Source organism: Streptomyces sp. CB02980 (assembly GCF_014451325.2).
In the GTDB taxonomy this organism is placed as follows: domain Bacteria; phylum Actinomycetota; class Actinomycetes; order Streptomycetales; family Streptomycetaceae; genus Streptomyces.
Genome location: NZ_JACSCH020000007.1, coordinates 55,043 through 68,783 on the forward strand (window position 1 = coordinate 55,043; position 13,741 = coordinate 68,783).

Genomic DNA, 13,741 nt, shown 5'->3' on the forward strand with positions numbered 1-13,741 from the left:
CCGATGGCCCAGCCCGGCCCCCAGCCCGGCCCCCAGCCCGGCGCCCAGCCCGGCGCCCAGCCCGGCGCCCTCCAGGCGCTCCTGCCCTCCGACCCTTCGTCGATCGCCGGCTACCGCCTCCTGGGCCGCCTCGGCGCCGGCGGCATGGGCGTCGTCTACCTCGGCCGCACCGACAGCGGCGAGCTCGCCGCCGTCAAGGTCACCCACGCCGACCAGGCCGACCAGGCCGACTTCCGGGCCCGCTTCCGCCGCGAGGTCGAGGCCGCCCGCCGGGTCGTCAGCCCCTGGGCGGTCCCCGTGACCGGCGCCGATCCCGACGCCCCCGAGCCGTGGATGGCCACCGCCTTCGTGCCGGGCCCGTCCCTCGGCGAGGCCGTTCTCGCCCACGGGCCGCTGCCCGAGCGGAGCGCACGGATCCTCGGCGGTGCCGTCGCCCGCGCGCTAGCCGCCGTCCACGCGGCCGGGATCGTCCACCGCGACGTGAAGCCCGGCAACATCCTGCTCGCCGTCGACGGCCCCCGGCTCATCGACTTCGGCATCGCCCGTGCGACCGGGGAGACCAGGCTGACCTCGGTCGACATGGTCGTCGGCACGCCCGGCTTCCTCGCCCCCGAGCAGGCCGAGGCCCGCGCCGACGAGGTCGGCCCCGCCTCCGACGTCTTCGCACTCGGCTGTCTGCTCGCCTTCGCGACCACCGGCCGCCCGCCGTTCGGCAGGGGCGCCCTGGACGCCCTCCTCTACCGGACCGTGCACGACGAGCCCGACCTCGCCGGCGTACCGGAGCCGCTGCTCGACCTCGTACGGCAGTGCCTCGCCAAGGAACCGGCCGCACGCCCCACCGCCGAGGAGATCGCCGCCCGGCTCACCGAGGACACCCCGGGCGCCCCCTCCGACTGGCTGCCCGCGCCCGTCGTCACCACCATCGCCACCCGCTCCACGGCCATGCTGGCGCTTCCCGAAATCGACCCGACGGCGCACGGCACGGACGCCGCCGCCCCGGCCGGGCCCAGCAGGCGCGGCTTCCTGCTGCTCGGCGCCGGTGCCGCGGTGCTCGCGGCGGGCGGCGGCGCGTACGCCCTGTGGAACTCCGGGCGGGACGACACCGACGGGAAGCACCCCGCGCCGAAGCCCCGGGACACCTGGGCCATCGGCGTCCTCGCCGACCTCTCCGGGCCCGCCCGGGAGATCGGCCGGGCCCAGGAGCGCGGTGCCCGGCTCGCCGTCGAGCGGTTCAACGCCACGCACAAGGGCAAGCCCTTCACCCTCGAACTCAAGGTCTCCGACGACCGCGGGGAGGTCGCCGGCGCCCTCGCCGCAGCCCGTCGGCTCACCTCCGACCCCTCCGTGATCGCCGTCCTCGGCCCCACCTCCGACGCCACCGGCGTCGCCGAGCTGCCCGCCTTCGAGGAGGCCGGCATACCGCTCCTCACCACCTCGGCGGGCTACAACCTCTTCACCCTGCGCGAGGACGCCGGCTCCTCGCCGAACGCGACCGTCCTCCGCGCCGTCCCGAACCACATCCTGGCGGGCACCTACCTCGCCTGGTCCGCCACCCTGCTGCCGCAGATCCGGCGCCCGGGAGTCCTCCAGGAACGCACAGACGACCAGTACGGCTGGCAGTGCACCGCCGGCGCCCGCTTCGGATTCAGGTACGCCGGCATCGAGCCGCACTTCCGGGTGGTCCCGGCCGGGGTCACCGACTACCGCCGGATCGTCGGCGAGATGATCGACGCCGGCATCGACGCGTACGTCCACTGCGGTGTCCGCTCCACGGCCGTGCTCGCCGCCCGCGCCCTGACGCAACTCGGCTTCACCGGGCCCCGGTTCGCCGGCCAGCACGCCTTCGGGTCGGAGTTCCTGAAGGAGGCCGGGAGCGCCGCCGAGGGCTGGTACGTCTGCGCGCCCGTCGTCGACCCCGTCCAGCGGGCCACCGACACCAAGCAGAAGGCGGCCGACCGCAAACCCGCCCAGGACTTCCTGGACGCCTACCGCAAGCGCTACGGCACCACCCCCGCCTTCTACACCGGCGAGTCCTTCGACGTGGTCAACCTGGTCACGTCCTGGCTCTCCTCGAACGCCGCCAAGGGCCCGCTCACCCGCAAGGGCCTGTGGGAGGCGCTGCGCAAGCAGGAGTACACCGGGGCCATGGGCGGTTACTCGTTCGGCGACAACGGCGAGCTCAGGGGTATGGGCACCTTCCTCTACGGCGTGCAGAACGGGGCCTACAAGTTTCTCGGTCCCGCGCCCGCGGAACCCAGCAAGCGCAAGAAGGCCTGAGCGTGCAGCCACTCAAGAAGGCCGATCCCTCCTCGATCGCCGGCTACCGGCTGCTCGGGCGGCTCGGCGCCGGCGGCATGGGCGTGGTCTACCTCGCCCGTACCTCCGGCGGGGCGCTCGCCGCGCTCAAGCTCATCCGCGCCGAGCACGCCACCGACCCCGGCTTCCGGGAGCGGTTCCGTCGCGAGGCCGCGGCCGCCGGGCGGATCACCGGCCGCTGGGTCGTGCGGGTGCTCGGCGCCGACCCGGAGGCCCGGGAGCCGTGGCTGGCGACCGAGTTCGTGCCGGGTCCCTCGCTCGCCGAGGCCGTCGCGCTGCACGGTGCCCTGCCCGAGCCGACCGTACGGGCCCTGGGCGCCCGGCTGGCGTCCGCGCTCGCCGACATGCACGAGGCCGGGCTCGTCCACCGGGACGTCAAGCCGGGGAACGTCCTCCTCGCCCTCGACGGCCCGCGCCTCATCGACTTCGGCATCGCGAGGTCCGCCGGGGCGACCGCCCTGACGGCCACCGACGCGATGATCGGCACCCCCGGTTTCCTCGCCCCCGAGCAGGCCAGGGTCGCCGGGGCGGGCGAGGTCGGCCCGGCGAGCGACGTCTTCTCGCTCGGCTGCGTCCTCGCGTACGCCCTGACCGGACGCCGTCCCTTCGGTACGGGCGGGGTGGCCTCGGTCGTCTACCGCACCGTCCACGAGGAGCCCGACCTCGACGGCCTGCCCGGGCCGCTGCTGCCCCTGGTCGCGGCCTGTCTCGCCAAGGACGCCGCCGACCGGCCGAGCACCGCCGAGGTACGGGACGCCCTCGGCCCGTACGAGGAACCGGCGGCGGGCGACTGGCTGCCGACGGGTCTGCCCGCACTGATCGCCCAGCGTTCGTCACGGGTCCTGGATCTGCCGGTCGCCGATCCGACCGTCCTCAACCCCGGGGAGAAGCAGGGGACTTCGCGGCGCCGCTTTCTGGTGCTCGGAGCGGCCGGGGCCGTCGCGGGCACGGGCGGCCTCACCGCCTGGCTGCTCGGCCGCGACCCGGGCACCGGCACCGGCGGCGGTACGGGGGCGCCGAAGGCGGCGTACACGCTCGGTGTCCTCACCGACCTCAGCGGCCCCGGCAAGGTGGACGGGCGCGCACAGGAACGCGGACTGCGCCTCGCCGCGGAGACCTTCAACGCCCGCGCGGACCGGCCCTTCGACCTGATCCTCAAGGTGACGGACGACGGGGGAGCCCCCGAGCGGGCCGCCGCCGGGGCCCGCACCCTCCTCCAGGACCCGGCCCTGATCGCCGTCCTCGGCCCGACGACCACCGAGACGGCCGTTCGGGCAGCGGACGTGCTCGTCGATTCCAGGGTGCCGGTGCTGAGCGTGGTGGCGTCGGTCGCGGACGGGGTGATCCGGGGCCAGACGCCGACGACGCGCACCTACTTCGAGGTGCGGCCCTACCCCGACGTGATGTCGGCGCCCTTCGGCCGCTACCTCACCGAGCACGGTCTGGGCCGCACCGCCGTCATCGAGGACCGGGCGGCCGGCACCTACAGCTGGCTCGCCGCCCGGAACCTGAAGGACTCGCCTCCCGCCGGCGGCACGGCCACCGTGCACCGGGTCGAGGCGGACAGCGAGGACTTCGGCCCGGCGGTCCGGGCCGCGCTCGCCACCTCCCCGACGGGCGTGATGTACGTGGGGAAGTCGCCGCGCCGGGCCGCGCTGTGCGCCAAGGCGCTGCTGCGGCAGGGATACGAGGGCCCGCGCGGAAGCGTCGAGCCCGCGTTCCAGCCGGAGTTCCTCGCCGTGGCGGGTCCGGCCGCCGAGGGCTGGTACTTCGGGGCGGGCTACACCGACCCCGACACGGTCCCGGCCGCGAAGGAGTTCGCGGCCGAGTACCGGAGGCGCTGGCGGCTCGCGGCCACGGATCCGGTCGACCGGTTCGCGGTGGAGTCGTACGACGTCCTGTACTGGACGGTGCAGGCGCTGCGTACCGCCCTCAAGAGGAACGCGAAGTACCCGGGCGCGGCGATGTCGTACGCGTTCATGAAGGACCACAAGGTGTACCGGGGGGTGGCGAGGTCCTACCACTCCCGGGCCGGCGAGAACTCGACGACCGTTCTGGAGGGGCTGACCCTCTGGCGGATCCGCTCCGGAAGGCCGCGCTGCCTCGGCCCGTACGCCGAGGCAGCGAAGCGCGACTGACCGCGCGGACGGTCGTCAGCCCACGACCGTCCACGTGTCGTTCCCCGCCAGCAGCTGGCCCAGGTCGCCCTTGCCGTGCCGTTCCAGGGCCGTCTCCAGCTGGTCCGCCATCAGGGTGTCGTACACCGGGCGTTCCACCGACCGGAACACCCCGATGGGGGTCTGGTGGAGGGTGTCCGGGTCCGCCAGGCGGGAGAGGGCGAAGGCCGTGGTGGGGGTGGCCGCCTGGGCGTCGTGGATCAGGATCCGCGACTCGTTGTCCGGGGTGACCGTGACGACCTGGAGGTCGCCGGTGGCCGGGTCACGGGCGACGCCCTTCTCGTTCTCGGCGCCGAAGCGGATCGGCTGCCCGTGTTCGAGGCGGATGACCGCCTCCTTGGCCTGGTCCTTGTCCTTGAGGACCTCGAAGGCGCCGTCGTTGAAGATGTTGCAGTTCTGGTAGATCTCGACGAGCGCCGTGCCGTTGTGGTCGGCGGCCTGCCGCAGGACCTCGGTGAGGTGCTTGCGGTCGGAGTCGACCGTGCGGGCCACGAAGGAGGCCTCCGCGCCGAGGGCGAGCGACACCGGGTTGAAGGGCGAGTCCAGGGAGCCCATCGGCGTCGACTTGGTGATCTTGCCGACCTCGGAGGTGGGGCTGTACTGGCCCTTGGTCAGCCCGTAGATCCGGTTGTTGAACAGGAGGATCTTGAGGTTGACGTTGCGCCGGAGGGCGTGGATGAGGTGGTTGCCGCCGATGGACAGCGCGTCGCCGTCGCCCGTGACGACCCAGACGGACAGGTCGCGGCGGGAGGTGGCGAGGCCGGTGGCGATGGCCGGGGCGCGGCCGTGGATCGAGTGCATCCCGTAGGTGTTCATGTAGTACGGGAAGCGGGAGGAGCAGCCGATGCCGGAGACGAAGACGATGTTCTCCTTCGCCAGGCCCAGCTCGGGCATGAAGCCCTGGACGGCGGCCAGGACCGCGTAATCACCGCAGCCGGGGCACCACCGCACCTCCTGGTCGGACTTGAAGTCCTTCATGGACTGCTGCGCCTCGGCCCTGGGGACCAGGTGGAGGAGGGGCTCACTCATCGATGGCCTCCTTGAGAGCGGCGGCGAGCTGCTCGGCCTTGAACGGCATGCCGTTGACCTGGGTGTGGCTGCGGGCGTCGACGAGGTACTTCGCCCGGACGAGGATGGCGAGCTGGCCGAGGTTCATCTCGGGCACGACGACCTTCTCGTACCGCTTCAGGACCTCGCCGAGGTTCTTCGGGAAGGGGTTGAGGTGCCGCAGATGGGCCTGGGCGATGTGGCCGTTCTCCCGGCGGATGCGGCGCACGGCCGCCGTGATCGGCCCGTAGGTGGAGCCCCAGCCGAGGACGAGGGTGCTCGCGCCGTCCGGGTCGTCGACCTCGATGTCGGGGACGTCGATGCCGTCGATCTTGGCCTGGCGGGTGCGGACCATGAACTCGTGGTTGGCGGGGTCGTACGAGATGTTGCCGGTGCCGTCCTGCTTCTCGATGCCGCCGATGCGGTGTTCGAGGCCGGGGGTGCCGGGCACGGCCCAGGGGCGGGCCAGGGTCTCGGGGTCGCGCTTGTACGGCCAGAAGACCTCGGTGCCGTCGGCGAGCTCGTGGTTCGGGCCGGTGGCGAACTGCGTCCGCAGGTCCGGGAGTTCGTCGACGTCCGGGATGCGCCAGGGCTCGGAGCCGTTGGCGAGGTAGCCGTCGGAGAGCAGGAAGACCGGCGTGCGGTACGTGAGGGCGATCCGGGCCGCCTCGATCGCCGCGTCGAAGCAGTCGGCGGGCGTCTTCGGGGCGACGATCGGGACCGGCGCCTCGCCGTTGCGGCCGTACATCGCCTGGAGCAGGTCGGCCTGCTCGGTCTTGGTGGGCAGACCGGTGGACGGGCCGCCGCGCTGGATGTCGACGATCAGCAGCGGCAGCTCCAGGGAGACCGCGAGTCCGATCGTCTCCGACTTGAGCGCCACACCGGGGCCGGACGTGGTCGTCACACCGAGCGCGCCGCCGAAGGCGGCCCCCAGGGCGGCGCCGATGCCGGCGATCTCGTCCTCGGCCTGGAAGGTGCGGACACCGAAGTTCTTGTGCCTGCTGAGCTCGTGCAGGATGTCCGAGGCCGGGGTGATGGGGTACGAGCCCAGGTACAGCGGCAGGTCCGCCTGGCGTGAGGCGGCGACCAGGCCGTACGAGAGGGCCAGGTTCCCCGAGATGTTCCGGTACGTGCCGGCGGGGAAGGCCCGGGTCGCGGGGGCGACCTCGTACGAGACGGCGAAGTCCTCGGTGGTCTCGCCGAAGTTCCAGCCGGCCCGGAAGGCGGCGACGTTGGCCTCGGCGATCTGCGGCTTCTTCGCGAACTTCTGCCGCAGGAAGGTCTCGGTGCCCTCGGTCGGCCGGTGGTACATCCAGGAGAGCAGTCCGAGCGCGAACATGTTCTTGGAGCGCTCGGCCTCCTTCCGGGACAGGCCGAACTCCTTGAGTGCCTCGACGGTCAGGGTCGTCAGCGGCACGGGGTGGACCCGGTAGCCGTCCAGCGAGCCGTCTTCGAGGGGCGAGGTCGCGTAGCCGACCTTGGCCATGGCCCGCTTGGCGAATTCGTCGGTGTTGACGATGATCTCGCCACCGCGCGGCACGTCCCCGATGTTGGCCTTGAGGGCGGCGGGGTTCATCGCGACCAGCACGTTCGGGGCGTCGCCCGGAGTCAGGATGTCGTGGTCGGCGAAGTGCAGCTGGAAGGACGAGACGCCCGGCAGGGTTCCGGCGGGTGCCCGGATCTCGGCCGGGAAGTTCGGCAGCGTGGAGAGGTCGTTCCCGAAGGACGCCGTCTCCGAGGTGAAGCGGTCACCTGTCAGCTGCATACCGTCACCGGAGTCACCCGCGAAGCGGATGATCACCCGATCGAGACGGCGCACTTCCTTCTCGGTGCCGTGGTGGGGCTTTGCCGGGGCGCTGCGCTGCTCCCCGAGCAGGGCCTCACCGGCCTCGCTACTGACCTGGCTGGTCACTGAACTGGACCTCCCTCGCGGCAAGGGGACTCTCCGCCGGAGGCGGGAGAAGGCTCGGGATGCGGTCGGCCGATCACCGTCCGTCCCGAGGCCCACCCTACGACGGTAAGGAGGGCCCTCCCGGGACTTCTCACATCATGGACCTCTTTTTGAGACGCCCTCTTGCCCTGAATTGTCACGTTCTGTCGCCACCCGGAGTGTTCCGGAAAGCCGGATTCCGCCTCATTCTTTGGACCTAGGGCCCCTGAGGGCCTTCAACCGGCCGCCTTCCGGGTCGCGACTCGGGTCGTGACGCGGGTCGTGACTCCCGGAGGGCGGCTTTCCCGCCATCTGACAGGGTGTCAGATGATCAGGATTTCAGATACGTCAACACCGCCAGTACCCGGCGGTGATCGCCGTCACTCGGTGAGAGCCCCAGCTTCAGGAAGATGTTGCTGATGTGCTTCTCCACCGCACCGTCGCTCACGACCAGCGCCTTCGCGATCGCCGAGTTCGTCCGCCCCTCCGCCATCAGACCGAGGACCTCCCGCTCGCGCGGCGTGAGATTCGCCAGCACGTCCTGCTGACGGCTCCGGCCCAGCAGCTGCTGCACGACCTCGGGGTCCAGTGCCGTACCGCCGCCGGCGACCCGCACCACGGCGTCCACGAACTCCCGGACCTCGGCGACCCGGTCCTTCAGCAGATACCCGACACCGCGACTGGAACCGGCCAGGAGTTCGGTGGCGTACTGCTCCTCCACGTACTGCGACAGCACGAGCACACCGAGTCCCGGATGCTCCTTGCGCAGCCGTACGGCCGCGCGGACCCCCTCGTCCGTGTGCGTCGGCGGCATCCGCACGTCGGCGACGACGACGTCGGGCAACGCGCCCTGCCCGGCGAGCCCGGCAACGGTCTCGACGAGCGCCTCACCGTCCCCCACACCGGCGACCACGTCATGCCCGAGATCGGTGAGAAGCCGGGTCAGTCCCTCCCGCAGCAACACGGAATCCTCCGCGATGACCACCCGCACGCGCCCGACCCCTTGATCCACACCCACGCCCAACAGCCCCCATGCCTTCTTGCCCGAGTACTTCCTACGACTCGGCCAGCATCGCAGGGTCGCCTCGCGTTGTGCTCATTCCCGGGAGGAGTGCTCGCCGCCGGACCCCCGGCCGCGTCCGGGCCCTCACGTTCTGCGGGCACCCACGGGGCCCGCAACGGGACAGCACCCCGAGGGCCCGAGGGACCGCGGGGCGACGCGCCCCGGGCACGCGCAATGCGGCGCCCCGAGGCCCGAGGGCCCCGGGGCGGCGCGCCCGGCGCGGTGTCACGCCCGCCAGGGCAGCTCCACCGTCACCGTCGTGGGCCCGCCCTCCGGGGAGTCCACCGCGAGCACCCCGTCCACCGCCCCCACCCGCTCGGTGAGCGAGGAGAGACTCCGCCCGGTCACGACGTGCGCCCCGCCCACCCCGTCGTCCCGCACCTGAAGCATCAGCCGGTCGCCCGTGCGCCACACGTCCACCCAGGCCCGCCGCGCCCGCGCGTGCGCCGTGACGTTCCGCAGCAGCTCCGACACGGTGAAGTACGCGATGCCCTCGATCGCCGCCACCGGCCGCGCCGGCAGGTCGACGTCCACCGACACCGGGACCGCGCACCGCGAGGCCACCGCCGACAGCGCCGCGTCCAGACCCCGGTCGGTGAGGACCGCCGGGTGAATGCCCCGCGCCAGATCCCGCAGCTCCTGGAGCGCGAGCTTCACCTCGCCGTGCGCCTCGTCGACGAGCACCGCCGCCGCCTGCGGATCCTCCGCGAGCTTCTCCTTCGCGAGCCCGAGATCCATGGCGAGCGCGGCGAGCCGGGCCTGCGCCCCGTCGTGCAGATCGCGTTCGATGCGCCGCAGGTCCGCCGCCGCGGTGTCGACGACGACACCCCGGTCCGACTCCAGCTCGGTGACACGGGAGGCGAGCCGGGAGGGCCCGAGCAGCCCGGCGACGAGGAAGCGGTCGACGGCCACGAACCCGCGCAGGAGCCAGGGACCGGCCAGCACGAAGAGGAGCCCGACGAGGCTGGTGACGGCGATCTCGAAGGGGGAGTCGAGGTAGAGGTCGTGGCTCCCGTCGCCGTACAGCTGAATGCCGTCCTGCCCGATGTACGCCGGGAAGACCCACTGCCACAGCGGATACGTGAAGAGACTCCAGCCCCAGGTCCAGAAGGCCACGGTCACGGAGAACGAGAAGATCGCCCACGGCATGTGCACGATCGCGTACAGCAGGTGCCGCCAGGAAGCCCCGCTCTTCAACATGGCACCCATCCAGGAGAAGGCCCCGCCGGTCCGGCCCCGTACCGGCTCGGGCGCCCGCACGTCGACATCGAGCAGGGCGCGCGCCCGGGCCCGCTCGACGACGCCGAAGCCCCGGCACATGGCGAGGGCCCCGGCGAGGATCGGCACGCCGAGGAAGGTGATGAGCAGCCCGGCGCCGGCCGAGACGAAGGCGACGGAGAGCGCGAACCAGCAGACGCTCAGCGGCAGCCCGATCAACACGTAGAGCAGCGCACGCCACGTGCGGCCCTCGAACGGCGCGCGGATCGCGGCGGGGAGGTGGGAGGCCATCGCTGGGGTCCTTCTCTGCTCAGGGGGGCGGGCGGTACGTATCCCAGGGTTCCGTGTCGGGCCTCCCGGGACCATGAGGCGGGTGGGCGTCCGGGGGCGGGGGTTTTCCCTACCTCGGGGGTGGGGGCGGGCGCCGGGCCCGCCGGCCCGGCGGCCGACGACCGACATGCCGACGGGGGAGCGAACGTCGTTCGCTCCCGCGTCGGCCCGCGTCGGCCCGCGCATTCGGCTACCGGTGCCCGAGTCCACACCCCACCCGCGTGCCCGCGGCGGCAGGCCGGTCCGTCACGCACCCACCCGCGTGCCCGCGGCGGCAGGCCGGTCCGTCACGCCCCCGGGCGCGACCGCCACGGCAGTTCCGCCGTCACCGTCGTCGGGCCGCCCTCAGGGGAGTCCAGGACGAGCAGGCCGTCCACCGCCCCGAGCCGTTCCGCGAGGCCCGCGAGGCCCGTGCCGCCGTCGAAGCGGGCGCCGCCCGCCCCGTCGTCCCGTACCTGGAGCAGCAGCCGGTCCTTCGCCCGCCACACCTCCACGGACGCCGATCGCGCCCGCGCGTGCTTCGAGACGTTCTGGAGCAGCTCCGACACCGTGAAGTACGCGATGCCCTCGATCGCCTCCGCCGGCCGCTCGGACAGGTCCACCGTCACCTTCACCGGCACCGTGCAGCGCGCCGACACCGACGACAGCGCGGCGCTCAGCCCGCGGTCGGTGAGGACGGCCGGATGGATGCCCCGGGCGAGGTCCCGCAGTTCCTGGAGCGCGAGCTTCACCTCGCCGTGCGCCTCGTCGACCATGGCCGCGGCCGTCTCGGGGTCGTCGAGGAGCTTCTCCTTCGCGAGGCCGAGCCCCATCGCGAGCGCGACGAGCCGGGCCTGCGCCCCGTCGTGCAGGTCCCGTTCGATGCGCCGCAGGTCCGCCGCCGCGGTGTCGACGACGACACCCCGGTCCGACTCCAGCTCGGCGATCCGCCGCTCCAGTTCGTCGGAGGGGGAGAGGAGACCCCGGACCATGCCCCGGTCGGCGTTGGCCATGCCCCGGGACAGGAACGGCAGTACGGGCCAGAGAACGATGAGGGAGACCAGCGCGATCGTGAACGTCACGATCCCCCAGGGCAGCCGGATCAGCCCGTACAGCTGCGTCCGCCAGGCCACCGGGTCCTTCAACGTGCTCCACAGCCAGCCGAAGAAGCCGCCGCGCGACGGCAGCGGGGACGGTTCGGCGATCTCGACCCCGAGCAGTGCCCGGGCCCGCGCCCGCTCCGACCGGCCGATGAGGCGCGCGCCGCCGAGCCCGAGGGCGAGCAGCGGGAGCCCGATGACGGTGACGGACAGGCCGACCCCCAGGAGCACGCTCACGACCGCGTAGACGAAACCGACCAGCGCGGTGAAGAGATTGGAGAGGAGGAAGACGATCTCCTTCCAGGTCTCCTTCCCGTAGGCGGTGCGCCTGGGCGGACGGGGACGCGGGGGCGGGGTGACGGCGGCCCCGGAGGACGCGGCGGGATCAAGATCGGCGGTCATGCTCTCCAGCCTGCCGGTCGAGGACCGCGCGACGCCATGGGGGAGGTGGGTGAGCGGCAGGGGGGATATCCCCACCAGGCTCCGACGGCCCTCCGCCCAGGCCCTCCAGCAGGCCGCTCACCAGGCCCTCCACCAGGCCGCTCACCAGGTCCACCACGCCCGTACGAGGACTGCGTGAGGACGGTGCTCACGCGACTGCTTACGGTCCCTTTAGCAGGGCCTAGACTCGCGTGCGTACAGAAGTGACTCATGAGACACCGAGACCGAGGGGCGGACGGACGTGCGGGAACCGACCGTTGTCGCGGCCGATGCGACGGGCGCGGCGGACTACTTCCAGACGTACTCCGTCGTCGGGCTGCTCGCCGTCGTCGGAGTGCTCTTCGTCGCCGTGGCGTTCGGCGCGGGCCGACTGCTGAGGCCTGTCGTGCCGACGCCCGAGAAGCTCCTCACGTACGAGTGCGGTGTCGACCCCGTGGGGGAGGGCTGGGCGCACACCCAGGTCCGCTACTACGTGTACGCCTTCCTCTACGTCATCTTCGCCGTCGACTCGATCTTCCTCTTCCCCTGGGCGACGGTCTTCGCCGCGCCCGGCTACGGCGCCACGACCCTGGTCGAGATGTTCGTCTTCCTCGGCTTCCTGGCCGTGGGGCTGCTCTACGCGTACAGGAAGGGCGTCCTGGCATGGACGTAACACCCCTGCCCACACCCCTGCCCGCCCCGAAGCTGGGGCCGCTGGCCCGCCTGGCCCCCGAGCCGATGAAGGTGGTCCTGAACTGGGGCCGCCGCTATAGCCTGTGGGTCTTCAACTTCGGGCTCGCGTGCTGCGCGATCGAGTTCATCGCCGCGTCGATGGCCCGGCACGACTTCATCCGGCTCGGCGTGATCCCGTTCGCGCCGGGCCCTCGCCAGGCCGACCTGATGATCGTCTCGGGCACGGTGACGGACAAGATGGCGCCGGCGGTGAAGCGGCTGTACGAGCAGATGCCGGAACCGAAGTACGTCATCTCCTTCGGCGCCTGCTCCAACTGCGGCGGCCCCTACTGGGACTCGTACTCGGTCACCAAGGGCGTCGACCAGATCATCCCGGTCGACGTGTACGTGCCGGGCTGCCCGCCGCGCCCCGAGGCGCTGCTCCAGGGCATCCTCAAGCTCCAGGAGAAGATCGCGCGGGAGAGCCTGGCCGAGCGGTACACGACCACCGGCGGCGCGTCGGTCGCGCAGCTGACGAGCCCGCTGGTGGAGCGACCGTCGGCCGAGAGCCCGTCGGTGGAGCGACCGGGAGCCGAGGCATGACGGCGTACGACTCCCTCCCCGACTCCGTGACGGAGATCTTCGGCGAGGAGGCGACGGCGGAGCAGGCGTACGACCTGCTGACCGTCGACGTCCCGCCGGGCTCGTGGATCACGGCGCTCGAAACGGCCCGGGACACGCTCGGGTGCACCTACTTCGACTGGCTGAGCGCGGTCGACGAACCGGGCACGGGCTTCCGGGTCTGCGCACACGTCGCCGCGGTGGGGGAGGGGCGTCCGCGCCGCCTCCTGCTCCGGACGACGGTCCCGCACGCCGCTCCCGTGCTGCCCACGGCGATCGGTGTGTACGCGGGCGCGGGCTGGCACGAGCGCGAGACCCACGAGATGTTCGGCGTGGACTTCACGGGCCACCCGCACCTGGTGCCGCTGCTCCTCCCGGAGAACTTCGAGGGCCACCCGCTGCGCAAGGACTTCGTCCTCGCGGCCCGGGTCGCGAAGGCGTGGCCGGGCGCGAAGGAACCGGGCGAGTCGCACGACGGCGGCCCGAAGCGCCGCCAGATGCTTCCCCCGGGCGTCCCGGACCCCAACGAATGGGGCCCCCTGAAGGGCCAGCTGCCCCCGGCCCCGGCGCGCCCGGCCCGAGCGGCGGCAGGCGACCGCCCGGTCCGCCGGACCCGCTCGGTCACGGAGGGCTCGGCGACCCGACCGGAAGCCCCGACGGACACCACCCGCCCGCCGCGCCGCACGCGCTCGGTGTCGGAGGGCTCGGCGAGCCAGGCGACGACGACCCCGGAGCCGACCGACGCCCCGGGGCCGACCGACACCCCGGCCGCGGGCACCCCGCCGCGCCGAACGCGCTCGGTGGCGGACGGTTCGGCGAGCCAGGCGCCCGCGAGCCCGGAGCCGTCGGCTGTCGAGACGGACACCCC

General features: G+C 72.8%; 10 protein-coding genes. 5 read left to right on the forward strand and 5 right to left on the reverse strand.

The annotated features are described in order from the left end of the window. Positions 1-3: 3 nt before the first annotated feature. Together E0F75_RS16500 and E0F75_RS16505 are read left to right on the forward strand one after the other, a co-directional pair. On the forward strand, positions 4-2,277 hold the full coding sequence (locus E0F75_RS16500) for a bifunctional serine/threonine-protein kinase/ABC transporter substrate-binding protein (RefSeq protein ID WP_187623534.1): 2,274 nt from the start codon (positions 4-6) through the stop codon (positions 2,275-2,277). Between the two features lie 2 nt (positions 2,278-2,279). Then, positions 2,280-4,454 (forward strand): bifunctional serine/threonine-protein kinase/ABC transporter substrate-binding protein, encoded by a 2,175-nt coding sequence (locus E0F75_RS16505; protein WP_187623295.1) that lies wholly within the window; start codon positions 2,280-2,282, stop codon positions 4,452-4,454. A 15-nt stretch (positions 4,455-4,469) separates the two neighbouring features. Here the strand turns inward: E0F75_RS16505 and E0F75_RS16510 are convergent, their stop codons facing one another. The 5 genes from E0F75_RS16510 to E0F75_RS16530 form a co-directional block, all read right to left on the reverse strand. Further along, on the reverse strand, positions 4,470-5,522 hold the full coding sequence (locus E0F75_RS16510; protein ID WP_187623296.1) for a 2-oxoacid:ferredoxin oxidoreductase subunit beta: 1,053 nt from the start codon (positions 5,520-5,522) through the stop codon (positions 4,470-4,472). Beyond that, the gene (locus E0F75_RS16515) at positions 5,515-7,452 is read right to left on the reverse strand and encodes a 2-oxoacid:acceptor oxidoreductase subunit alpha (protein WP_187623297.1); all 1,938 of its coding nucleotides are present in this window, start codon (positions 7,450-7,452) and stop codon (positions 5,515-5,517) included. The genes E0F75_RS16510 and E0F75_RS16515 overlap by 8 nt, the downstream gene beginning before the upstream one ends. A gap of 349 nt (positions 7,453-7,801) precedes the next feature. Beyond that, positions 7,802-8,461, reverse strand: coding sequence for a response regulator transcription factor (locus E0F75_RS16520; RefSeq protein ID WP_187623298.1), 660 nt, complete (start codon positions 8,459-8,461; stop codon positions 7,802-7,804). 297 nt (positions 8,462-8,758) lie between these two features. After that, positions 8,759-10,042 carry a sensor histidine kinase gene (locus E0F75_RS16525; protein ID WP_187623299.1) on the reverse strand — a complete coding sequence of 428 codons (1,284 nt, stop codon included), beginning with the start codon at positions 10,040-10,042 and terminating at the stop codon, positions 8,759-8,761. Between the two features lie 326 nt (positions 10,043-10,368). Next, positions 10,369-11,562, reverse strand: coding sequence for a sensor histidine kinase (locus tag E0F75_RS16530; protein ID WP_187623300.1), 1,194 nt, complete (start codon positions 11,560-11,562; stop codon positions 10,369-10,371). A gap of 280 nt (positions 11,563-11,842) precedes the next feature. Here E0F75_RS16530 and E0F75_RS16535 point away from each other — a divergent pair, with 280 nt between their 5' ends. The 3 genes from E0F75_RS16535 to E0F75_RS16545 form a co-directional block, all read left to right on the forward strand. Then, positions 11,843-12,253: an NADH-quinone oxidoreductase subunit A gene (locus tag E0F75_RS16535; RefSeq protein ID WP_187623301.1), complete on the forward strand. Its 411-nt coding sequence runs from the start codon at positions 11,843-11,845 to the stop codon at positions 12,251-12,253. Then, positions 12,244-12,855 carry an NADH-quinone oxidoreductase subunit B gene (locus E0F75_RS16540; protein ID WP_187623302.1) on the forward strand — a complete coding sequence of 204 codons (612 nt, stop codon included), beginning with the start codon at positions 12,244-12,246 and terminating at the stop codon, positions 12,853-12,855. Before E0F75_RS16535 ends, E0F75_RS16540 begins: the two co-directional genes overlap by 10 nt. Continuing rightward, positions 12,852-13,741, forward strand: an 890-nt coding sequence (locus E0F75_RS16545; protein WP_187623303.1) for an NADH-quinone oxidoreductase subunit C, incomplete at its 3' end; no start/stop codon positions are given. The genes E0F75_RS16540 and E0F75_RS16545, both read left to right, overlap by 4 nt.